Source organism: Desulfofundulus sp. TPOSR, from assembly GCF_011393055.1.
Classification (GTDB): Bacteria; Bacillota; Desulfotomaculia; order Desulfotomaculales; family Desulfovirgulaceae; genus Desulfofundulus; species Desulfofundulus kuznetsovii.
The window spans coordinates 421,616-442,968 of record NZ_JAAOEF010000004.1 but is presented as its reverse complement, the minus strand read 5'-3'; the positions used below and the strand labels follow the sequence as shown (position 1 = coordinate 442,968).

Below are 21,353 nucleotides of genomic sequence, written 5' to 3'. Positions count from 1 at the left end.
TTTGAGCGGTGAGGTCTCAAAATGGGAAAAATTTTTGTGGAGATACCTGCTGGATCTTGACACGGCTCGACATCAATTTCACTTGACAGGGACGAATTATGATGATTCAATAAAAGCGAAGGTAAAATAATGTAGAATCAATGTCAAATCCCGGTGGGCAAACCCGGCAAAAGCCGGGGACGCAAAGCCACAGGTCTAAAGTTACCCATTGAGGTAACCATGACGGCTGGGTTGCAAGGGAGAAAGATAGCTACAGGGCAAGTGCGTTTTTCTCCCTGTAGCTTTTTATTTTTGGCTTGACGGGCCGAACTAAATTTTTCATTCATATTGGCGTCCTCAAAGGATTTCTTGGCATGGAGGTTTTGTTATGACTGGACAAGCTCTGGTATTAAATACATATGTTCGTAATCCCTGTAAAATACCCCGGGTGCTGTTATATTTAACAGACAATGCATTAATATTAAATCTCCCCTTATTACGTTCCCCTCCCTTATCTCCCTCCCTGTTTGTTCCTTCTTGTCTTACCACCGCATTGGCATAACCACCCCCATCACCCGCCAGGAGAATCTGATTGCAATGTCGCAAGAAATGACGGCCAGATCAACCAGATTGCCATGGCTACCTCCAGCCTTTCCGCCACCTCGGAAGAAGTGGCGGCAACAACGGAAAACCTGAACAGCAGCGCGCAGAAGATCAGGGATGAAATCAAGAAAACCGACGGCATTGTCAACCTCATCGAGGAAATTGCCGAGCAAACCCACCTGCTGGGGTTGAACGCGGCCATCGAAGCGGCCCGGGTGGGCGATGCCGGGCGGGGTTTCAATGTGGTGGCCGGGGAAATACGCAAACTATCCCAGGATACCCAGCGGTCCGTTAAAGAAATCATGCAGACTTTGCATGACGTACAGCAATCAATTATAGATCTGACAAACTCAATTGAACAGGTGTCAAGTGCAGCACAACAGCAGGCTGCTTCGTCCCAGGAAATTAATGCGTCGATAAATGAGCTTACTGCAGTGGCCGGGCAACTAAAAAAGCTGGCCGATGAACTGGTGGTTTAGGGAATAGGGAGTTAAATATATTCGGGGAGGGAAAAAGGATAAACTGGAGACGAGTATTTGACGCTTTGGAGGCGTATGACCGTTTGTTACAGGAAAACCGGGTTGTTGAGGCCCTCAGAATTCTTTTCCAGGAGGCCGGAGCAGATAAGGTTACTGACGATGATTGGCGGGTGGCCCTGGCCCATTTCCGTGCCGTCTATGGCCGACCTCCCCTCTTCCCTGGGGAGCAAGACAGCGGTGAGTGAATTGACTCTTCCTTATGAACCAGGTTAGTCAACCTTTTCCTGTTTGTTTAATTATGGGAGGAGGCAACAATTGCCATGCCGCAGGATTGTTTTTTGTTGTAGCGGTAGCTCAGGCTGCCACTTTTTTGTTGAAAAGGTGGGTGGTATCTGTGGAATCTGTCCTGACCGAGCGCGAGCGGCGGTTGGCTGGGCTCTTCTTGCGGTGCCTCGTCCAGGCCAGTAACTACGGGCCGGTGGACGTGGGCGCCTTCATCCATTCTTTCCGGGAATACCTGTACGGCAGTTTCGTTCCGCCGGAAAAACAAAAGCGTTGGAAGCAGTTCAGATGTCTTAACTGCGGCGTAGGGTTTTTCGCCGAAAAGCCGGATCGGAAGTTCTGCAGCGAATCTTGTGCGGCTGCGTGGAACAGTAAAAACAGGGCCAGAAAGAGAGCATGATAATAAGCCGGGCGCCTTTTTAAGGTGGTGTCCGGCTTTTGCTTTCTGGCCGAAATTGATGCAGGTTGTGTCGCCTTTTTATTATGCCCCAAAAGCCATCCGCTTATCATCTCTAAAGTAGTAGTTGCCGCCAGGATAAAATTATAAAAGGTACGCCCGGCTACCACCTTGGTGCTGCCAGCCCATTTTCCCGTAAGCATTTACATATTCTGGTAATACCTAAAAAGAAAAGGAATAAAGCAGAACCGTGTTGAAATGTGTATTTAGCAGTTTTAAGGGAGAAGCCACTATGGGCATGAGCAACCTCCTTCAACTAACCGGTGAGAAGACCTTCGACCCGACCAATTTAAAAATAGGGAAATGGAGAATTATAACTGTTTTCTTAACCGGGCTCGGCTATTTTTTATTTTGTTCCCGCCAAGTTGAATGGGTTTTCTTCTGGATCGCCTGGTTTATTTACGCGGCTTTATGGTTCCCTTTTCAAGGACGTCACGCCGGTGAAAATCCAAATTGGTGGACATACTTTTTTATGGTAGGCGATGTGCTCTTCTTTGTCTTGGCCGCCAACATTGAACATGATATATTGAACAATTACAGTGCCATGTTGATATTGCCTTTGTTCCAGTACCTGTTGCGTTATGGGCGAAAAGCCGCCCTTTGCTACGTCTGGGTCAGCGTGGCAGCATTTGGTTATATCTGCTTGTTCCATTATGAAGCTCACCCGGCGAGACATTTTGTTGTGGTTGTTGTCATGCTTTTAATTTCTTATAACGAAAGTATGCTGATCCAGGAAAATAGAGAGTTGAGAAAACAGCTTTTTAATTTGGCCATTTATGACGAGCTGACGGGATTGTATAATTTTAGATTTTTCACCCAGGTATTAGAAAAGGAATTGGGTCGCTCCAAAGAATATGGATACGAAGTAACCCTTTTGATGATTGACATAGATAACTTTAAGACAATTAACGATGTTTATGGCCATGAAAAGGGTAATGAGGTTTTGAGATGTTTGGGAAAAATCATTTTGGATTGCGTTAGAGAGAATGATTATGCTGCCAGGTACGGGGGGGAAGAATTTGTTATAATTTTGCCCAAAACTTCTCTTAATGAGGGACACCTTATTGCTGAAAGACTTAAAAAGAGAATTTCCAAACACCCATTTGATTTCGGGAACGTAACCGTGTCGATAGGTGTCTCAACCTACCCGGCGCCCTCCACAAGCAAGGATAGATTGATAAAACATGCTGATAGAGCAATGTACTTGGCGAAGGCAAATGGTAAAAACAGGGTCAAGGTTTACAGTGAATTGTCGAGGTGAAAAAAATTGCTTCTATGAGAAGAAATGTAGCCAGCGTCGGGTCGAAAGGGTGCTGGCTTTTGGTGATTTAAGGAATGGGTTTTACGCCACCCCTGGGTTGAACCGCCGCAGTCTTAGGGCGTTAGTAACCACCGAAACCGAACTGAAGGCCATGGCCGCCCCTGCGATAACGGGGTTGAGAAAGCCAAACGCTGCAAACGGGATGCCTACGGTGTTATAAATTAACGCCCAGAAAAGATTTTGTTTAATGTTTTTAATGGTGGCCCGGCTGAGCCTGATGGCAGTTACGATTCCCCTCAAATCTCCCCGCATCAGGGTAATATCTGCGGCTTCGATGGCCACGTCGGTCCCCGTCCCTATGGCGAAACCGACATCAGCGGTAACCAGGGCCGGGGCATCGTTTATGCCGTCACCCACCATACCGACTACCTTGCCCTGCCTGCGCAGCTTTTCAACCTGGTTTGCCTTGTCTTCCGGAAGCACTTCCGCCATCACGTTCTCTATCCCCACCTGCCGCGCTATGGCTTCGGCGGTACGCCTGTTGTCCCCGGTAAGCATCCAAACTTCAAGGCCCATCTTTTTCAGCTGGGTTATGGCCTCCTTCGCATTTTCCTTGATTGTGTCCGCTATCCCGATAACGGCCACCATTTTACCGTCCAACGCCATTAGCATGGCGGTTTTGCCCTCTCCTTCGAGTTTTTCCACATCCGCCATTATTTCAGCTGCGTTAATGTTGTTTTCCCTCATCAGTTTTCTTGTACCGAGCAGGATTCTGCTACCATCGATTTCAGCCTCTACCCCGTGGCCGGGTATGGCCTTGAACTGAACTGATGCGGGTCATTTATAGGAATCCGCCCCTGAAAACCCACGGGCTTGTCCCGTGGATCGAGCGGGGCGTCGCCCGTCAGGGCGACAAATGTATTCACAAACACCCGTTCTAGTGCTATAATCATGCTATGAATGGAAAAACGAACCACTGCGTCTATAACATCAATTACCATATCGTGTTTTGCCCAAAATACCGGCATAAGGTAATTACCGGCAGGGTGGAAGACACCGTAAAACTGACAATTCAAGAAATCTGCAACACTTACGGATACACACTCATCCAGATGGAAAGGCCTTAAGAAAAAATACTTCTGGGGCAGCGGGATGTGGAGCAGAGGCTACTGCATCGGTACAGCCGTAATGTAAGCGCCGAAACTATCCGCAAATACATCGAAGCTCAAAAATCATTCCGGAAGGAGGTGAAACCAGGTGAGCCGGTGCAAAAACAATGCGGTCAAGGAACTGAAAGCTCATTCCCTGGAGCAAGCCGCAGACGTCCTGGTGGAAAAGTTTCCCCTGTACCTTAACCCGGAGCAAACTCTTTTAGCCCGCAACCTGCAAATGGAAGCGGCCAAGATCTGGAACGCCGCCTGCAACATCCACCGCACCATATACGGCAGGTATGGTTACTGGCTGAACGAAGGTGCAATTAAAGCGCTGCTCAAAGGCAAATACGGCCTCCACTCCCAATCGGTGCAGGCCGTGGTGGAAACCTACTTCGAGTGCTGCGAGCGCACCAGGGAACTGCACCTGCAGGGTCACACTGAATGGAAGTACCCTTACCGCCGGAAAAGGTTTTTCACCGTTACCTGGAAAAAAGCCGCCATTACCCATAAAGGGCGTATATTGAAACTTTCCAACGGTTGGGGCAGAGAACCGCTGATGGTAAAGCTCCCGCAAAGGCTTGCCAGTACCGCAATCCTGCAGGCGCAACTGGTCTGGCACCGTAATCAATACTGGCTGCACGTAACGGTGGAGAAACCGGCCCTGTTGAAAGTTCAGGGCGACGTTTGTGCGGCCATCGACCCGGGCGAAGTGCATGCCCTGACCATCACCGACGGCGATGATGCTTTAGTGATCAGCGGCAGGCTGCTCCGCTCGCTCAACCGCTTGAGAAACAAGGTGCTGCGGCAGTTGCAACGGGCCATTTCCAAAACGAAGGAAGGTTCCAGGAAGCGCAGGAAACTCCTGGCTAAAAAGTACCGTTTCCTCAACTGGATCGAGCGGCGGATAGAACATATCCTGCACGCCATATCCGCCAACGCCGTCCGCTGGTGCCTGGGAAGGAGCGTTAAAACGGTTTACATCGGCAACCCGGAAGGAGTGCGCGAAAGGGACTGCGGTAGACACCACAACCAGCGTATGGGCCAGTGGGCTTTAGGCAAGCTGCGCGATTTGCTGGCATACAAGCTCAAGCGTCACGGTACTGAACTAATACAGGTGGATGAGCGCGGCACCTCCGGCACCTGCCCGGTATGCGGGGAGTACACCAGACAAACCGGGCGCGTATACCGGTGCGGCAATGCTTCCTGCGGGTTTACCGGGATTCACCGGGACGTGCTGGGAGCCAGCGGCATCCTTGACAAAGCTCTGTACGGGAGTTTCACCAGGGGCCGCAGGCTGCCCGGGAAAGTGGAATACCTGCGGCCGCAGGTATTGGCGCCGAAAAGAGCGGCCTGACGTATCTACGATGAGTAGTAGACGCCCATGGACCGGGCCTTCCCGGCAAATGCCGGGATGTAGCTCACGAGGAAAGCGTAAGACCTGCGCTTTAGCGGGCAGCATTCCGATGACATGAGAAACCTCCGGGACGAAGCCCCCGGGCTTGTCCCGGGGGAGGTTCACGGTGATACCTTTTCTCCTGGCAAATGCCACAATGGCCTGGGCGAGGGGATGTTCGGAGTTTTTTTCAGCCCTGGCTGCCAACTGAAGGAGCTCCCATCATGCCTCCGTTACCGAAACCGCCCATCATACCCATGCCCATACCGTTTTTGCTGTGCAAATCTTTCATGTAATCGAAGTGCTGCCTCCAGGCCTGGGCTTGTTCGGGTGTAATTTGCCCGTTCTTTTCGGCATTGTCCACCCAGGTCTTGTGCCAATCAAACATCTGGCTGTAGAAGTCTTCTTGCCGGGTTAATAAACAAAAATTTGTTGTCTCTTTGCCAGAGCGTATGTTAAAATTTATCCACGGGATGGTATCCCCGCGGGAACCATACCTTTTATTAAGAGTACCTCTAAAACCAAATACGTTTTGGCCGCTTGGAGCCGGGAAGGACCGAGACGGAGGTGATGGGGAACATTTGCTGCCTTTCGGGAGCCCGGAAGGCATTTTTTATTGAATTGTAGGGAGTTTCTTTGTTATTTGCCATAATCAGGATTTCAGAAGCCGGGGTGGGACTGATGAGAAAACCTTCGGTGGCAGTAGTGGGCTGCGGTAAAGTGGGCAGCGCCCTGGCCCTGCTTTTAAAGGAGCGGGGTTACCCCGTGGTGGGCGTGGCCAGCAGGAGTCCGGAGCCGGCCCAAAAACTGGCCCGGTCCCTGGATTGCAGCGCTTATGACCGGCCGTGGGAGGCAACGCTAAAGGCCGATCTGGTCTTTATTACCACGCCCGACCGGGAGATTGCCCCGGTGTCGGAACTCATTGCCCGGCAAGGGGGATTCCGTTCCGGCCAGGTGGTGGCCCACACCAGCGGCGCCCATGCATCCAGTGAACTGCACGGTGTCCGGGAAGCCGGGGCCCTGGCCGTGTCCATCCACCCGTTACAGTCCTTTGCCGATGTGGCGGGGGCCAGGGAAAACCTCCCCGGGTCCTACTTTGCCCTGGAGGGGGATGAGGCGGCCATTCCCGTGGCCCGGCAGGTGGTTGACGACTTACAAGGCCATGCCTTTATCATCAAGGCTGAAGATAAGCCCCTTTACCATGCGGCGGCCTGCATTGCTTCCAACTACCTGGTGTCTTTGATGCACCTGGCGACCAGCGTTTACGGCCGGTTTGGCCTCTCCCGGAGGGAAGCTTTTGAGGCGTTGTATCCCCTGGTGCGGGGCACAATAAACAATATCCGGCGGGTGGGACCGGTGGAAGCCCTTACGGGTCCGGTGGCCCGGGGAGATGTGCCCACCATTGCCGGGCACCTGCCGGCCCTGGACCGGCTGGGGAACCGGGAATCCCGGCTCTACCGCCTGCTGGGGCTGTACACCATCCAGGTGGCCAGGGAAAAGGGCAGCATTGATGCCGGGCAGGCCAGGCAACTGGAAGAGGTATTTATGGCTTCGGCCAATGGTGAAGATGTATCCAAATCCAAGGAGGTATCCTCATGAGCAACCAGCGGGTCACCACTGCGTATTTCCGGGAAGCAAAAAAGACCGGGCGGAAAATTACCATGCTCACGGCCTACGATTATCCCATGGCCAGGATGGTGGATGAAGCGGGGATTGATGCCATTTTAGTGGGAGATTCCCTGGGCAATGCCGTCTTAGGCTATGATTCCACCATTCCCGTGACCATGGACGATATGGTTCATCATATTAAGGCCGTCACCCGGGGGGTCAAGCGTGCCATGGTGATCGGTGACATGCCTTTTATGTCCTACCACATTTCCCGGGAAGAGGCCCTGCGCAACGCCGGCCGCATCCTGCAGGAAGGAGGCGCCCAGGCGGTCAAGCTGGAGGGCGGCCGGGAGGTGGCCGATACCATCCGGGCTATGGTGTCCTGCGGCATTCCTGTGATGGGCCACCTGGGTTTGACGCCCCAATCCATTCACCAGATGGGCGGTTACAAAGTGCAGGGCAAGGACGAGGCCCAGGCGAAAAAACTTCTTGAAGACGCCCGGGCCATTCAGGAAGCAGGAGTTTTTGCCATCGTCCTGGAGTGTGTACCCGTCCCCCTGGCCAAACTGCTTACCGAAACCCTGGAGGTATGCACCATCGGCATAGGCGCGGGACCCCATTGCAACGGGCAGGTCCTGGTGACCCACGATCTGCTGGGGATGTTCCTGGGGAAGTCGCCCAAATTTGCCAAGCGTTATGCCAACCTCCACGAAGAGATTGCCCGGGCGCTCAAGGCCTACCGGGAGGAAGTGCAGAGCGGCGCCTTCCCCGGCCCGGAACATGGTTTTGACATGTCGGAGGAAGTGCTGAGCAAATTGTATTAACCGGAGGGGGAGTATCCCTTGCTCATCTGCCGCACGATAAAAGAAATCCGGGATTTTGTACGCCAGGCCCGTTCCCGGGGCCTGACCGTGGGCTTTGTCCCCACCATGGGCTATTTCCACGAGGGTCACCTCACCCTCATGCGCCGGGCAAAAGAGGTCTGTGACGTGGTGGTGGTCAGCATTTTCGTCAACCCACTGCAGTTCGGCCCGCGGGAGGATTACGACCGCTACCCCCGCGACCTGGACCGGGATGTGTCCCTGGCGCGGGAAGTGGGCGTGGATGCTATCTTCCATCCCTCCGTGGAGGAGATGTACCCGCCCGGTTTTACCACCCATGTCGATGTCGAAGGTCTTACTGAATGCCTCTGCGGGCTTTCCCGGCCCGGTCACTTCCGGGGGGTGGCCACGGTGGTGACCAAGCTGTTCAACATTGTGCGCCCCGACAAGGCCTTTTTCGGCCAGAAAGACGCCCAGCAGGCCCTGGTCATCCGGCGTATGGTTGAAGACCTGAACATGGATCTGGAAATAGTTACGGTGCCCACGGTGCGGGAGGAAGACGGCCTGGCCATGAGTTCCCGCAACGTGTACCTGAGCCCGGAGGAAAGGCGGGCGGCCGCCGTGCTCCCCAGAAGTTTGGATGCCGCCCGCCGGGCCTACGAGTCCGGGGAACGGGACGCGGGCCGGCTGGTGGAACTGGTGCGCGGTATGATTGCCGCCGAGCCCCGGGCCCGGATCGACTACGTGGAAATCCGGTCAATTCCCGATTTGAAGCCGGTGTCCAGGCTTGACGGGCCGGCCCTTCTGGCCCTGGCCGTACGCTTTGGCTCTACCCGGTTGATTGATAACCTTGTGCTCGGCAGCCCGGACGGGGTGCTGTAGATCTGAAGTTTTTGTCCGGCCCGGCGCCCGCCTGAAGAATGCCGCCGGGCCGGAAGCCGAACGCCTCAAGGGAAGGGGGTACGCTGGCATGTTTATTACGCTCTTCAAATCTAAAATTCACCGGGCTACTGTAACCGGCGCCAACCTGAACTACATGGGCAGCATCACCATTGACCGGGCGCTGCTGGAAGCGGCCGGCATTTTACCCCACGAAAAAGTGCAGGTTGTCAACAACAACAACGGGGCCCGGTTTGAAACCTACGTCATCAGCGGGCCCCGGGATTCCGGCGTCATCTGTCTTAACGGTGCCGCCGCCCGGCTGGTGCAGCCCGGGGACACGATCATAATCATTTCCTATGCCATGATGACCCCGGAGGAAGCGGCCGGTTTTTCGCCCACGGTGGTCTTGGTGGACGGGCAGAACCGGGTGGTGGAGGTCCGGCGGGAGGAGGCACCGGGAGAGGTGGGCTAGGCCGGACCCTCCTTTTTTGTTGCTGACCGTCCCGGGAACCCCGCCGGAGTCCGAAAATTGACCGCTAGTTTGGTCCCCCAGCACTCACTGTAACCGGAGTTCTTTGATAGGATGATTGCTGCCTAATATAGGCTTTCAATCTCCGGGCAGGTACATGAGTCCGGTGAGTGCTGGGTCTCTGGAGCGAGCGGGAGCTAAATCACGCTTGGCGAAAAAATGGGGATAAATCAGTGTGTAAATTGCTTGAAATATGCCTGGCTGCGTGCTACAATATAAAGTCAGTGCAGAATAATTACCTAAATTTTATGTGCAAGGTTATAAGCTATGCTGGATCAGGTGATAGTTTCGCCACCGTACTCTTTAAATATTTTTGCAGAAAGATTGAAAAACGGTCTTGACATAAGGATTACCGAGTTGGCCGTTTTTTACAACCAAAGCTGAAGGAAGGGACGTATAGAAGATGTTTGTACCAGTAGTCTCAGAAAATACTAATCGTTCCCAGCGCATTGTGGCTCAGATTCGCTCGCTGGTTGCCGAAGGAAAACTAAAGCCCGGGGATCGCCTGCCTCCTGAACGAGAACTGGCTCAGTTGATGAATGTCAGCCGTACTTCGGTGCGGGAAGCTATTCAAATACTGGCCACCATGGGCATGGTGACCATTAAAAAAGGACAGGGTATTTTTATTGCCCAGAACGATGCCACTTCGTTAATGAATACCTTGGGCGAATTGCTGGTGGTCAAAAAGGACGAAATCAAAGATTTGTTGGAAGTGCGCAAGGTACTGGAAACACAGGCGGTCAGCCTGGCGGTGGAAAGGGCCAGCGATGAAGAGCTCCTCACCTTACGGGAAATAGTTGAGGATGCTCTGGCCCGGATTACCACCAATGAAGTTGATCCTGCTTATGCCCGGGAGCACGACGCCCGTTTTCACGGGGCAATTTTTAGCTTCACCCGGAACCATGTTTTAATTGCTATCGTCAGCAGCCTCTATCATGTCTACGACCGCATGCGCAGTCGTACTACAACCATTCCCGGCCGGGCCATCCAATCCATTAAAGATCACCAGCGTATTATGGAGGCCATCAGTCGCCGGGACAAGGATGCTGCGGTACAAGCTATGCTGGAGCATATTCAAAGTGTGGAGCGGGCTCTGTAACTTTTAACAACAGAGGGGGTATTTGTGCGCTATTAAGGTATGACCTCATTCCTCTTTGTTGAAAGACAGGCTGGATTTCTTCGGCTTGCTGCCCCTGGCATGGTTCCCTGCACCTTGGGGTTCGGGAACCAGAGGGCTTTCATACTCAAGGACTTTCATCAGGTTACAGGTGGGCTTAGTGTTTGATCAATAAAATAAGCCCGCTTATAAAGACAAGGATATTAATGTAAATAACAAACTGCTTGTCTGATATCTTTTTAATTAATTTACTTCCCGCCCAGCTACCTAAAAACAAAACCGGAACCAGGAATAAACTGATTTTGACCAGGGGCAAAGTGAGAATTCCCAGCCTGCTAAACATTACTATCTTTAAGCAGTCAGCAAAGAGTAAGAATCCCACCAAAGTGGCCACAAAAGTTTCTTTCTTTAAATTTTGTGTTATTAAATAAATGGTAAGAACAATGCCTCCTGAGTGGGCTATTGCCGAAGCTGTTCCTGCTGCGATACTGATAATGCTACCCTGCCATGGACTGAATTTTATATTTGTAAAAAGTTTTTCTTTTTTTATACGTAAAATTTGAAGGGTTGAAAAAAGTATAGCAATAGTTCCTATTGTAATTTTTGTTTTTTCGGGAGAAGCTCCGACCAGGTAATAGCTACCTAAAATAGTACCCAATAGGGCGCCGGGCAATATTATCAGGAGCTGCTTTTTATCCCACTTTTTCCAGTGGGTACCCAAAGTAGAAAAATCTGTTATAAGCATCATGGGTGCCATTAAAGCCACTGCAGTTTTGGGGTCCATGGTAAGAGACAGCAGGGGAGTTAAAAATACCCCTGCGCCAATGCCGAAGGCAGTTTTTAACAACCCTGCTACAAAGGCGGCTAGCATGGAAAAGATGTTTAGCATAGTATTTTCTCCCTCATTATAGTTATGTAAAGTTGATAGTTATGTAAAGTTGACGATTTTATAAATATGCCCCGAAAGTATTTGATACTTCCGGGGCCTATTCCGTATATATGGGGGTAGTGTGGAGGGGAATAATATTCTTTTTTAATTACTTTGCCGCTCGATAAAAGAGGACTTATGCGCTGCGGTATAGTTTGTTGATGACAAATTCCCTGTGACCCAGGACCTCGGCGGAAGTCAGACGGCCGTTGGCGGTGCGGATGATCATTTCCATCAACTTGTCGGCGGCCTGGTCGAGGGTCAGTTCGCGGCGGAGCACGCCGGATACGTCCACGTCAATGTGCTCGGACATAGTGGAGACGGTAATGGGGTTGGCCGACAGTTTGATGACCGGGACGATAGGGTTACCCACGACGTTGCCCTGGCCGGTGGGGAAGAGGTGAATCACGGCGCCGCCGGCCGCCCACAGGGTAACGGCTTCCGCTGCCGCAGAGGAGGTGTCCATGAACCAGAGTTTGCCGGTCCGCGGAGGAATGTATTCGGCAGATTCAAGGACGCCGTCCACCATGCAATTGCCGATCTTCTGGATGTTGCCCAGCGCTTTTTCTTCAATGGTGGTCAAACCACCGATAATGTTGCCCTGGGTCGGCTGGGAGCCGAGGAGGTCGGCTTCTTCCTGCATAATGAGGGCCTGGTAGTCATTGAAAAGGGCCATGAATTTTTCCCTCAGTTCCGGGGTTCTCATCCTGGCGGCAACAATATGCTCGCCTCCGGTCAGTTCGGTGGTTTCACCAAAGCTGCAGGAGGCACCGGCCGCGGTCAGCCGCTCCACCACTTTACCTACCGTGGGATTGGCAGCCAGGCCGGAGGTGGTGTCCGACTCGCCGCACTTCACACTGACCACCAGGTCGGCGATTTCGCATTCTTCCCGCTGGAGTTCGCTGGCCCAGTGAACGAATTCCTTGGCTTTTCTGGAAGCCCGCTCGATGGTGTTGAAGTCACCGTATCTTTCAATCCCGAACATGGCCACGGGCTTGCCGGTCTTGGCGATTCCCTCGGCTACCCGGGTGGTCCAGTGAGAAGTCTCGATGCCGATGACGATGCAGGCGGCCACATTGGGGTTGCTGCCAATGCCAATTAACTGGCGGAAGAAAAGCTCCAGGTCGCGACCGAACTGAAGGCGGCCGAAATGGTGGGGGAGGGCGATAGTCCCCTTTACATTGTTGGCCACTGCTTCAGCGCAGGCATTGGATATATCATCGAGAGGCAAAATCACAACGTGGTTACGGACCCCCACTCTGCCGTTCTCCCTGCGGTATCCCATAAATTTTAGTGTCATCTTTACCACCTCGCAGTCTTCAGGTTATGGATGTGCACGTGTTCCCCTTTTTTGATGGCCTGGGTAGTTTTGCCGATGGATTCGCCATATTTGATTACAGTGTCGCCGGGGAGAAAATCGCACAGGGCAATCTTGTGGCCCAGGGGAATGTCGTTGAGGGCCGTCACGGTGATTTCAGCGTTGGTGTCCATCACCCAGCCGGTGGCGGTCTCACCGGCTTTGATATCGGCTACCGCGACTCCTACGGTATCCTTCTCGTGGTGTACAAAAAATTTTACCGCCATGGTATCCTCCTCCCTTGACTGGTTAGTTAGCTAGGCCTAGCTCAAAATTTAAAAGATAAAAAGAGGAAAATTTTGGCAATTCGTTATGCAGGGAACCGGCTGAAAAGTGGTATGTGGTATGACCTCTGCTGGGTAAATTATACTTTAGTTACCCACCGGATGTCAACTATTATTTTTTCCTATATTAAGAAGCCTATTATATAGAAGCCAATAAAAATTTTGGCCATAGTTAAGATAGAGCTGTTCAGGAGGTACTACCTCAGACCGATATAATATTGTGGGCATTAAAATTTCTGGGAAGGGGAGAGTGTATGTTCAGGCTCAGGTTACGTGGCAAATTAATCGCGTCTTTCTTACTTTTCTCACTGTTACCTCTTATAGGGCTGGCGTTATTATTTTTCCGCTTTGCCAATGCCGATCTGATCCAGGCGTCTTTTCAGCAAAACCGTGTGATTGCCAAAGGAGTGGTCAGTGAGATCAATAGATTTTTAACCGACCGTGCTGAAATGCTCCAGGGTCTGGCCAGTACCTCCGATGTACAGGAAATGGATCCGGCTAAAGTTACTCCCCTGTTGGTTTCATTACAAAAGAATATTTCCGGTGCTGCTTTGCTGGCCGTAATAGATACCAGGGGATACCAGATAGCCAGATCGGATGGACAGAAGCTACTTTACCTGGGAGACCGGGAATACTTTAAAGAAGGCATGGCCAGACGGGATTTAACCATAAGTGAGGTGGTCATTAACAAAACCACGGGCAAAAACAGTGTAATTATGATTGCACCCATTTTTACACAGGGAATATTAAAGGGCTTTGTTCAAATGACCCTGGACCTGGAATTTTTAGAGGACTTAATAAAGAAAAATAAAGCTGGTGTGGCCGGGTATTCTTTTATCGTGGACCGGCAGGGACGGGCCGTGGTTCATCCTCAAAAAGAAAAGGAGCAGGGGGAAGCCGGACTAATTGATTTGAAGGACGAACTTCCGGTAAAAGAAGTGTTGAGAGGAAAGTCGGGTCACCTTATTTATCAAACTAAAGGCGTAAAATATCTCAGTAATTTTGAGCCTGTACCTTTGGCCGGCTGGGGTGTGGTGGTGAATTTGCCTTTAACCGAGGCAACTGCCCTGGCTCGGGATTTTCTTAAGCAGGTTGGTATGGCAGTAGCCGTGACGGTCGCTGTGGCTGTGCTTATTGGCTTATCCCTGAGCAACACATTAACCAGGCCTTTAAAAGAGTTGGGAAAATCGGCTGATCTCGTTTCCCAGGGTGATCTGACGGTAAAGATAGCATCCACGTCCCGCGATGAAGTGGGAGAAGTGGCCAGGGCTTTTAGAGAAATGGTTGACAGTTTAGCCGGAGCGGTTAAAGAGGTGTCCAATGCTTCCATTTCTCTGGTTCAGGCCGCCGATCAATTAAAAGGCAATGCAGAACAAATCAGTTCTGGAGCCAATGAAACTGCGGCTGCGATTTCTGAAGTGGCTTCTACGGTTAATAATGTGTCCAGCAATGCCCAGGTGGTTGCGGAAATCTCGAGGGAGGCTGCTGAAGCATCCGGACAAGGTAGTATGCTGTCACGCCGTATAGGTCGGGAGATTGAAGCCATTCATTCGGCCATCCGGGAAGTGGCCGATTCGATTATGAATTTAGATGCCAAGGCGGGCAATATATTCCATGTGGCAGATGTGATTGCTAATATTGCCGAAGAAACAAACCTTTTAGCACTTAATGCCGCCATTGAGGCTGCCCGGGCAGGGGAACACGGTCGTGGTTTTTCGGTGGTGGCCGAAGAAGTACGCAAGCTGGCTGAACAGTCGGCAGCATCGGCTAAAGAAATTAACCAACTGGTGGAGGGTATTCGTTCTGAAATCGGCCAGATGGTCAAGAATGCTAAAGAAAATATAAACCGGATAGAAGGCAGCACTCAAGTAGTTAGCCAGGCGGGGGAGTCTTTTGAAAAAATTTCCCAGCGCGTTGAGGAACTGAATAGATACCTCCAGGATGTAGTCGCTTCTATACAACAGGTATCCGCCAGCACCGAAAATATAGCGGCTGTGGCGGAAGAACAGAATGCCGCCATGGAAGAAATCCTGGGGGCCGCAAATAATTTGAAAAAACTGGCTGACCAGCTGCGGGCCATGGTGGGCAGGTTTGTGGTGTCCTAAAGTTTTCCACCATGTTTTGTGTGTTTCTGGTGATCCGAGAATCTTATATTGATGATTGTTGCAAAGCCCCACCCGCCGTGCTGAAAGGTTATAACCCCCGGCACGGCGGGCAGATTTATTTGCGTGATTCCATTCCCAGTAACTCAAAAAGTCTCAATTAACTCAATTAAATTTAAAAATAAGCTTTATAATGTTTAGAAAACATCTTGCAAAGGACATCGAATTTTGGCATAATCTATACATCAGGGGTAAGAGGTATTACCAGTATTGCGGAGGAGACCATGGAATTTTTAGGATATATGAGACCCGACGGTTCGGCAGGCATCCGCAATCATTTGTGCGTCGTTCCGCTGGGTTCTTTTGCGAGTTATGTCTGCCGTCAATTGTTAAGAATGGTACAAGGAATTACACTGGTCAGCGGATTGCCCGGCCAGTTCATCCCAGAGGGAGCACAGTCTTATCTTCGAACTACATTAATTGGTGCTGTTACCAACCCTAACATTGGGGGGGTAATTGTCTTAGCGGGAAGCTTGTCTGATAATTCTGTTGTCGATAGTCTGGCTCACTCTGTTTCCCTTACCGGAAGGCCAGTCCGGGTGATCAGGCTTCCGGATTATGGGGGCATTGGACAGGCTTCGGCTGCAGCCCTCCAGGCAGCGGTGGAAATGAAACGCGATATGTCCACTGCCCGGCGGGAGCTGGTCCCGGTAAACAAGTTGTGTGTGGCTTTTGATTTTTCCGGCAGTATGGCAGTAGAAGAGGGAAAGCTGCTGCCTGTTTTCGACAGGTGTTCTGACCGTTTTGTGGAAGAGGGGGGCCGTACACTCTATTTTGGAGAGATGGAAGAATCCCTTCTGAAATTGCTGGCCCGGCGGGCGACCGGGTCCGGGGTGACTGATATTTTAATGGCTGGCAGGGATAGGGATAACGTTTTTGCCAGGGACGAGCTTAACAATGAAGACCAGTGGGGGTCTTCCCCCATTGAGGGTACTGTAGTTCTTTCGCAGGCGCTACCTGAGAAGCCGGGAGTTTATGTAGCTGTTTCTGATGGGTTCGCTCCTGAGAAAGTTGTTTCGGCAGGGATCCATCTTATTGTTTCAACCCCAGGAGGACAACCACTGGTTGATTCCTTTGTGCCCGTTTTGCGGGTGGCTACCGATACCTGGAATCTGAGGGATATTATCGATCTGGATCTTTCGGGTTTCTTGCGCGGCAAACTGAGTTCCGAGGACGCAGCGATTCTTTTGGTGAGCGAAATTCTGGCCACCTGCTCGGGGAAATTGACCGCGGGGGAAGTTTTCCTGCAGGCAATGGGCGCTGGTTAAAGTGGGGCTATAATAAGGAACTGTTCAGAAAGGGGGGGTAATCCGGGAGAAGCGATTGATTGGGACGGGTCGTTTTGGTGTCAAAAACAGTTTCAAGGAGGCGAAGGTTAAAATGAAAAAGAGGCCCGTAGTGGCAATCCTCACGGTTATTTTGGTGATAGGTTTACTGTCTGCTGGCATTAGCGGATGCGGCAAAAAAGGTGGGGAAGAAAGTCAACCTGGACAGGGAAGCCAGAAGGCCTACAGCTTTGCCACGGCTGGAACAGGTGGAACATATTATCCCATGGGTGGGGCCATAGCAAGCATTGTTAAAGAACAGGGTATTGATATTAGCGTGGAAACCAGCGGCGGTTCGGCAGAAAATTTGCGCCTGATTCAGTCCGGGCAAACCGATATGGCCTGGGCTAATGCTTCGGAAATATACTGGGCATGGAACGGTCAGGAATTCTTTAAAGATCAGAAAATCCAGGACTTCAGATTGGTCGCCTTTGCCTGGGGTGCTGCATTTCACTGGGCGGCTTTGAAGGAAAGTGGAATCAAGACAGTGGCTGACTTCGCGGGAAAAACTGTTTCTATTGGTCCCCAGGGTTCCGGATCAGCCATATTCGGTGAGACTTTCCTTAAGCACATGGGGCTATGGGACAAGGTCAAGGTAATGTACTATCCCCCGGAAGACATGGCTGACGGATTAAAGAACCGTACCCTTGATGTGATGGGGTATTTTTCCCGTGTTCCCTGGTCTGCCATTACAGATGTTTCGGCCCTGACACCGGTTAACCTGATTGATGCTCCTTCCGAAGGAGAGCAAAAAGGATTTGGACAAAAATACCCCTTCTACCTGATTCAAGAAGTGAAAAGTGGTACCTACAAGGGTCAGGAAAAGGATATAAAGTTTTATAACAACCCTGTCTACCTGGTGGTTCATAAGAATGTACCTGAGGAAGTTGTTTACAAGATGCTCCAGGCCATTTATTCCGACAGCGGTCAGGCAAAATTACGACAAACGCACAAGGCCGGGGAGGACATGACGCTCCAAAATGCCCTGGTAGGAATGGACAAACTGGCAGTGCCTCTCCATCCGGGAGCGGAGAAGTTCTTTAAGGAAAAGGGCATGACTATTCCACCTAATATATCCAGCTCTTCTTAAATTAGTGTCTTCAATGGGGGTAGGTAGTTTATAAGCAGGAGCGGGTTTTATGCCCGCTTCCCCCTCCCCTCCCCTAAATAAAGTAAGGAGGTAGCGATGCGTGTTCCTGACTCAGACAAGCAGCCCTGCACCACCGGAAGGTAAGGATATAGAAAAAATGGTGGAAGAATATGAAGGGGCTTCAGCCAGGCGAAATCTTAGTGGCCCCGTTGGCTTGTTTGTTGCTATTGTGGCCGGCCTGTTTGCCCTGTTTTATCTCTACCAGTCGAAATTTGGCATTATTTCTCCTGAAGCTAACCGCGGAATTTACGTCGGTATAACCGTTTTCCTGTGCCTGCTGCTTTACCCGGCGAGCAAAAAATCCCCACGTAACCGCATAACTATCCTTGATGCCGTGCTGGCGTTGCTGGCCGTGGTCGTAACCGTTTATTTCGTAATAAACTACGGCCAGATGGCCAACCGCATTGGTTTTGTAACCACTCCCGATTTAATCATGGGGCTGATAGCCATTGTTTTGTGCATTGAAGCCACTCGCCGGGTAACCGGTAACGTCCTGGCAGTAATTGCTGTTATATTTGTTATTTATGCCCTGTTCGGACCCTATTTCCCCGGCATACTGTCCCATAAAGGCTTTACCCTGCACCGTGTAGCCGGTTTCCTCTTTTCCTCCCTGTACGGGATTTTTGGTGGCGTGGCAGCCATTTTTGCCAACTTTGTATTTATGTTTATGCTTTTCGGGACATTCCTGGAGTTTTCCGGGGCAGGGAAGTTTTTTATTGACTTTCCATACAGCCTGCTCGGCAGGGCCAGGGGCGGTCCGGCCAAAGTGGCCATTGTGGCTTCCGGTTTGATGGGCTCCATCAACGGCAGCGCAGCGGCCAATGTAGTGACCACCGGCACCTTCACCATACCTTTGATGAAAAGGGTGGGCTACAAGCCCCATATGGCTGGTGCCATTGAAGCGGTGGCTTCCACCGGGGGCATGCTGATGCCCCCTATCATGGGAGCCGGTGCTTTTATAATGTCCGAATTCACCGGTATTTCCTACTGGCATATTGCGCTGGTGAGTTTTGTTCCGGCCTTCCTATATTACATGTACCTTTACCTGATGGTTGATTATCAGGCCAGAAACCTGGGATTATCGGGGTTGCCCAAAAGTGAACTGCCCGATCCCAGGCACGAACTGAAGCAGGGGTGGTACTACCTGCTTCCGGTGGCAGTGGTCATTTACTTGTTGGTGAAGGGTTATTCGCCGGCGGCGACTGCCTTCTGGGGTATTGCCGGTAGTGTGGCGCTAAGCTGGGTGCGCAAGGATACCCGCATGGGGCTGAAAGAAATCGGTAACGCCCTGGTGAAGGGTACGGTTCAATCCCTGACCGTGGGGGCGACAGTGGGTACCATCGGGATCATTGTCGGGGTTGTCTACCTCACCGGACTGGCCCTGAAGTTCTCCAGCCTGCTGCTGGCCCTTTCCGGCGGGATATTACCTTTGGCTATTTTGCTGGTCGGTGTTGCCGCTTACGTTCTGGGTATGGGTATTACCGCCACCACCTCCTACGTTATTCTGGCCGTCCTTGCGGCACCGGCTTTGCAGGAACTGGGTGTGGAAGTGTTGCCAGCCCATTTAATCGTATACTGGATGAGCTTGATTGGCAATATCAACCCGCCCGTATGTCTGGCTGCTTTTGCCGGGGCTGCCATTGCCCAGGCGGATCCCATGAAAACAGGCTGGACGGCGGTGCGCTTTGGCCAGCCGTTGTATATCATTCCCTTCTTGTTTGCCTATACACCTATCTTGTTTAATGGCCCCACTCCGGAAGTCATCAGAGCTATTGCCGGCGCTTTTTTGGGGATTTACATGGTGGCCGGGTTCACACAGGGCTATCAGTTGCGCAAGCTTAGCTTGGTAGAAAGGATACTTGCCGGCATATCGGCGGTAATGCTGTGTTGGCCAGATATTTATACAGATATAATCGGCTTTGTGCTGATGATCATGTTGATATTGTGGCAAGTGATTACCATGCGGCGTCAGGGGTCAGCTTCTGCCGATTCTGCTAAATAAAATACAATAGTTTTTGAGGTTAATAATGATTAATGCGCTGTAATTCGCCACAGATTTAATGAGGAGTGAGAAAATGTCAGCGCAGGTCCAGGTTATCTTTGCCACTGCCGTATTCCTGCTAACTTACGCTGTCATTGTTTCGGAAAAAATTCATCGGGCAGTGGCTGCCCTGGTGGGGGCCGCACTTCTGGCCCTCACCGGGATCATGAACCTCGAAGAGGCTGTGCACGCCATTGACTTCAATACCATCGGCCTCCTGGTCGGCATGATGATTATCGTGGGCATTACCCGCCGCACGGGGGTTTTCGAATACCTGGCCGTCAAGGCAGCCCGCCGGGCAAAGGGAGAACCTCTGCGCATCATGGCCGCCCTTTCCCTGGTTACGGCGGTGCTTTCGGCTCTCCTGGATAACGTGACCACGGTGCTTTTGATTGTGCCGGTTACCTTTGCCATTGCCGGCCAGCTGCAGATCAGCCCCATACCCTTCCTGATTGCCGAAATCATTGCTTCCAACATCGGCGGCACGGCCACTTTAATTGGCGACCCGCCCAACATCATGATCGGCAGCCAGACCCATCTGGGGTTCATGGATTTCGTCATCAACCTGACACCGGTAGTGGTGGTAATCTATATTCTGACCATATTCTGCCTGCGCATTATCTACCGGCGACAGCTGGTGTCCCGGCCTGAACTGCAAGAAAAAATCATGCGGATGAATGAAAAGGATGAAATCAAGGACCCGGTGCTGCTGAAAAAATGTCTGGTGGTGCTGTGTCTTACCATTGCCGGTTTTGTGCTGCACCAGTTCCTGCACCTGGAGTCGTCGGTTATTGCCCTGTCCGGTGCCAGCCTGCTTTTGCTCCTGACCCGGGAGGACCCTGAGCACGTCCTTCACGCGGTGGAATGGCCGGTAATCTTCTTCTTCGTGGGACTGTTCATCGTAGTGGGGGCTCTGGAGAAAGTAGGCGTCATCGAGGCTGTGGCCCGCTTTTCCCTGGAAATCACCCGGGGACAGCTGATGCCCGCGGCCATGCTCATCCTGTGGGTTTCCGCCCTGGCCTCGGCCTTTGTGGATAACATTCCTTTCGTAGCCACCATGATCCCGCTGATCCATGACATGGGGCGCCTGGGCCAGATGGGTAATCTGGATCTTTTGTGGTGGGCCCTGTCCCTGGGGGCTTGCCTGGGTGGAAACGGTACCGCAATTGGTGCCTCCGCAAACGTGGTGGTTATCGGCATGGCCGAAAAGAGGGGAGTTCTCATCACCTTCATAAGCTACCTGAAGGTGGCCTTCCCCCTGATGCTCATGTCCATAATTGTGTCCACAGTTTATCTATTGTTCTGGTATCACTATCACGGCTTGATATCCCTGGTGGGCACCCTGGTGGTCGGAGTGGTGCTGGGGGTTTTGAGTATTCCCCTGAACAAATTTCTCTTCTCCGAAAACAAGCTGTCCCAGGGTGGGTTGGTTAAGCATAAGCAAGTTTAAGCGCCCATTGGCATGGAGATGTAGTATCTTCTTGAGCAGCCAGATACAGTGCAAAAACAGCGGATGAATCCCATTCCTGGTAAGACCTTAC

The 21,353-nt window shown here is 51.6% G+C and carries 20 protein-coding genes, 2 pseudogenes and 1 riboswitch; of the genes and pseudogenes, 17 read left to right on the top strand and 5 right to left on the bottom strand.

Annotated features, from left to right (window positions below):
- Positions 1–146 precede the first annotated feature (146 nt).
- A riboswitch (cyclic di-GMP riboswitch) is annotated at positions 147–239 on the top strand.
- A 375-nt stretch (positions 240–614) separates the two neighbouring features.
- The 4 genes from G7K71_RS19650 to G7K71_RS17870 all read left to right on the top strand — a co-directional run bounded on the left by G7K71_RS19650 (position 615) and on the right by G7K71_RS17870 (position 3,061).
- Positions 615–1,061 (top strand): methyl-accepting chemotaxis protein, encoded by a 447-nt coding sequence (locus G7K71_RS19650; RefSeq protein ID WP_279286380.1) that lies wholly within the window; start codon positions 615–617, stop codon positions 1,059–1,061.
- An 83-nt stretch (positions 1,062–1,144) separates the two neighbouring features.
- Positions 1,145–1,306: a hypothetical protein gene (locus tag G7K71_RS17880; RefSeq protein WP_166349363.1), complete on the top strand. Its 162-nt coding sequence runs from the start codon at positions 1,145–1,147 to the stop codon at positions 1,304–1,306.
- 149 nt (positions 1,307–1,455) lie between these two features.
- Positions 1,456–1,743 (top strand): hypothetical protein, encoded by a 288-nt coding sequence (locus G7K71_RS17875; protein ID WP_013824267.1) that lies wholly within the window; start codon positions 1,456–1,458, stop codon positions 1,741–1,743.
- A 289-nt stretch (positions 1,744–2,032) separates the two neighbouring features.
- Positions 2,033–3,061 carry a GGDEF domain-containing protein gene (locus tag G7K71_RS17870; protein WP_166349360.1) on the top strand — a complete coding sequence of 343 codons (1,029 nt, stop codon included), beginning with the start codon at positions 2,033–2,035 and terminating at the stop codon, positions 3,059–3,061.
- Positions 3,062–3,142: 81 nt separating this feature from the next.
- On the opposite strand, the pseudogene G7K71_RS17865 reads toward G7K71_RS17870, so the two are convergent.
- A pseudogene (locus tag G7K71_RS17865) lies at positions 3,143–3,886 on the bottom strand (HAD-IC family P-type ATPase); the annotation flags it as partial.
- 131 nt (positions 3,887–4,017) lie between these two features.
- On the opposite strand from G7K71_RS17865, the gene tnpA reads away from it, so the two are divergent.
- The 3 genes and pseudogenes from tnpA to G7K71_RS17855 all read left to right on the top strand — a co-directional run bounded on the left by tnpA (position 4,018) and on the right by G7K71_RS17855 (position 5,569).
- Positions 4,018–4,188, top strand: coding sequence for an IS200/IS605 family transposase (tnpA, locus tag G7K71_RS19645; RefSeq protein ID WP_243175092.1), 171 nt, complete (start codon positions 4,018–4,020; stop codon positions 4,186–4,188).
- 1 nt (position 4,189) lies between these two features.
- A pseudogene (locus tag G7K71_RS20305) lies at positions 4,190–4,284 on the top strand (transposase); the annotation flags it as partial.
- Between the two features lie 34 nt (positions 4,285–4,318).
- Positions 4,319–5,569: an RNA-guided endonuclease TnpB family protein gene (locus G7K71_RS17855; RefSeq protein ID WP_166349357.1), complete on the top strand. Its 1,251-nt coding sequence runs from the start codon at positions 4,319–4,321 to the stop codon at positions 5,567–5,569.
- A 229-nt stretch (positions 5,570–5,798) separates the two neighbouring features.
- Here the strand turns inward: G7K71_RS17855 and G7K71_RS17850 are convergent, their stop codons facing one another.
- A complete protein-coding gene (locus G7K71_RS17850) occupies positions 5,799–5,996 on the bottom strand; it encodes a hypothetical protein (protein ID WP_207713027.1) in 198 nt (65 codons plus the stop codon).
- A 293-nt stretch (positions 5,997–6,289) separates the two neighbouring features.
- Here G7K71_RS17850 and G7K71_RS17845 point away from each other — a divergent pair, with 293 nt between their 5' ends.
- From G7K71_RS17845 to G7K71_RS17825, 5 genes are all read left to right on the top strand, one after another.
- Positions 6,290–7,207 (top strand): Rossmann-like and DUF2520 domain-containing protein, encoded by a 918-nt coding sequence (locus G7K71_RS17845; RefSeq protein WP_243175090.1) that lies wholly within the window; start codon positions 6,290–6,292, stop codon positions 7,205–7,207.
- Positions 7,204–8,040 carry a 3-methyl-2-oxobutanoate hydroxymethyltransferase gene (gene panB / locus G7K71_RS17840; protein ID WP_166349352.1) on the top strand — a complete coding sequence of 279 codons (837 nt, stop codon included), beginning with the start codon at positions 7,204–7,206 and terminating at the stop codon, positions 8,038–8,040. The genes G7K71_RS17845 and panB overlap by 4 nt, the downstream gene beginning before the upstream one ends.
- An 18-nt stretch (positions 8,041–8,058) precedes the next feature.
- A complete protein-coding gene (panC, locus tag G7K71_RS17835) occupies positions 8,059–8,919 on the top strand; it encodes a pantoate--beta-alanine ligase (RefSeq protein ID WP_166349349.1) in 861 nt (286 codons plus the stop codon).
- An 88-nt stretch (positions 8,920–9,007) separates the two neighbouring features.
- Positions 9,008–9,391, top strand: a complete 384-nt coding sequence (panD, locus tag G7K71_RS17830; protein ID WP_166349347.1) for an aspartate 1-decarboxylase — start codon at positions 9,008–9,010, stop codon at positions 9,389–9,391.
- A 460-nt stretch (positions 9,392–9,851) separates the two neighbouring features.
- Positions 9,852–10,547 carry a FadR/GntR family transcriptional regulator gene (locus G7K71_RS17825; protein ID WP_166349344.1) on the top strand — a complete coding sequence of 232 codons (696 nt, stop codon included), beginning with the start codon at positions 9,852–9,854 and terminating at the stop codon, positions 10,545–10,547.
- Between the two features lie 175 nt (positions 10,548–10,722).
- Here the strand turns inward: G7K71_RS17825 and G7K71_RS17820 are convergent, their stop codons facing one another.
- The 3 genes from G7K71_RS17820 to G7K71_RS17810 all read right to left on the bottom strand — a co-directional run bounded on the left by G7K71_RS17820 (position 10,723) and on the right by G7K71_RS17810 (position 13,077).
- A complete protein-coding gene (locus G7K71_RS17820; protein ID WP_166349341.1) occupies positions 10,723–11,454 on the bottom strand; it encodes a sulfite exporter TauE/SafE family protein in 732 nt (243 codons plus the stop codon).
- A gap of 175 nt (positions 11,455–11,629) precedes the next feature.
- Positions 11,630–12,793, bottom strand: coding sequence for a UxaA family hydrolase (locus G7K71_RS17815; protein ID WP_013824253.1), 1,164 nt, complete (start codon positions 12,791–12,793; stop codon positions 11,630–11,632).
- 2 nt (positions 12,794–12,795) lie between these two features.
- The gene (locus G7K71_RS17810; protein ID WP_013824252.1) at positions 12,796–13,077 is read right to left on the bottom strand and encodes a UxaA family hydrolase; all 282 of its coding nucleotides are present in this window, start codon (positions 13,075–13,077) and stop codon (positions 12,796–12,798) included.
- Between the two features lie 311 nt (positions 13,078–13,388).
- Here G7K71_RS17810 and G7K71_RS17805 point away from each other — a divergent pair, with 311 nt between their 5' ends.
- From G7K71_RS17805 to G7K71_RS17785, 5 genes are all read left to right on the top strand, one after another.
- Positions 13,389–15,239 (top strand): methyl-accepting chemotaxis protein, encoded by a 1,851-nt coding sequence (locus G7K71_RS17805; RefSeq protein ID WP_166349338.1) that lies wholly within the window; start codon positions 13,389–13,391, stop codon positions 15,237–15,239.
- 281 nt (positions 15,240–15,520) lie between these two features.
- Positions 15,521–16,564: a UxaA family hydrolase gene (locus tag G7K71_RS17800; RefSeq protein ID WP_166349336.1), complete on the top strand. Its 1,044-nt coding sequence runs from the start codon at positions 15,521–15,523 to the stop codon at positions 16,562–16,564.
- A 112-nt stretch (positions 16,565–16,676) separates the two neighbouring features.
- On the top strand, positions 16,677–17,711 hold the full coding sequence (locus tag G7K71_RS17795; protein WP_166349333.1) for a TAXI family TRAP transporter solute-binding subunit: 1,035 nt from the start codon (positions 16,677–16,679) through the stop codon (positions 17,709–17,711).
- Between the two features lie 100 nt (positions 17,712–17,811).
- Positions 17,812–19,773, top strand: a complete 1,962-nt coding sequence (locus G7K71_RS17790; protein ID WP_166349330.1) for a TRAP transporter permease — start codon at positions 17,812–17,814, stop codon at positions 19,771–19,773.
- A 73-nt stretch (positions 19,774–19,846) separates the two neighbouring features.
- Positions 19,847–21,262 carry an SLC13 family permease gene (locus G7K71_RS17785; RefSeq protein WP_166349328.1) on the top strand — a complete coding sequence of 472 codons (1,416 nt, stop codon included), beginning with the start codon at positions 19,847–19,849 and terminating at the stop codon, positions 21,260–21,262.
- Positions 21,263–21,353 lie beyond the last annotated feature (91 nt).

Bases quoted from the DNA above. Each gene is read 5' to 3' on its own strand.
- G7K71_RS17785 (WP_166349328.1), top strand. From the start codon at position 19,847: ATGTCAGCGCAGGTCCAGGTTATCTTTGCCACTGCCGTATTCCTGCTA.
- tnpA (WP_243175092.1), top strand. From the start codon at position 4,018: ATGAATGGAAAAACGAACCACTGCGTCTATAACATCAATTACCATATC.
- panD (WP_166349347.1), top strand. From the start codon at position 9,008: ATGTTTATTACGCTCTTCAAATCTAAAATTCACCGGGCTACTGTAACC.
- G7K71_RS17815 (WP_013824253.1), bottom strand. From the start codon at position 12,793: ATGACACTAAAATTTATGGGATACCGCAGGGAGAACGGCAGAGTGGGG.
- panB (WP_166349352.1), top strand. From the start codon at position 7,204: ATGAGCAACCAGCGGGTCACCACTGCGTATTTCCGGGAAGCAAAAAAG.
- G7K71_RS17845 (WP_243175090.1), top strand. From the start codon at position 6,290: ATGAGAAAACCTTCGGTGGCAGTAGTGGGCTGCGGTAAAGTGGGCAGC.
- G7K71_RS17850 (WP_207713027.1), bottom strand. From the start codon at position 5,996: ATGTTTGATTGGCACAAGACCTGGGTGGACAATGCCGAAAAGAACGGG.
- G7K71_RS19650 (WP_279286380.1), top strand. From the start codon at position 615: ATGGCTACCTCCAGCCTTTCCGCCACCTCGGAAGAAGTGGCGGCAACA.
- G7K71_RS17825 (WP_166349344.1), top strand. From the start codon at position 9,852: ATGTTTGTACCAGTAGTCTCAGAAAATACTAATCGTTCCCAGCGCATT.
- G7K71_RS17820 (WP_166349341.1), bottom strand. From the start codon at position 11,454: ATGCTAAACATCTTTTCCATGCTAGCCGCCTTTGTAGCAGGGTTGTTA.
- G7K71_RS17805 (WP_166349338.1), top strand. From the start codon at position 13,389: ATGTTCAGGCTCAGGTTACGTGGCAAATTAATCGCGTCTTTCTTACTT.
- G7K71_RS17800 (WP_166349336.1), top strand. From the start codon at position 15,521: ATGGAATTTTTAGGATATATGAGACCCGACGGTTCGGCAGGCATCCGC.
- G7K71_RS17795 (WP_166349333.1), top strand. From the start codon at position 16,677: ATGAAAAAGAGGCCCGTAGTGGCAATCCTCACGGTTATTTTGGTGATA.
- G7K71_RS17810 (WP_013824252.1), bottom strand. From the start codon at position 13,077: ATGGCGGTAAAATTTTTTGTACACCACGAGAAGGATACCGTAGGAGTC.
- G7K71_RS17870 (WP_166349360.1), top strand. From the start codon at position 2,033: ATGGGCATGAGCAACCTCCTTCAACTAACCGGTGAGAAGACCTTCGAC.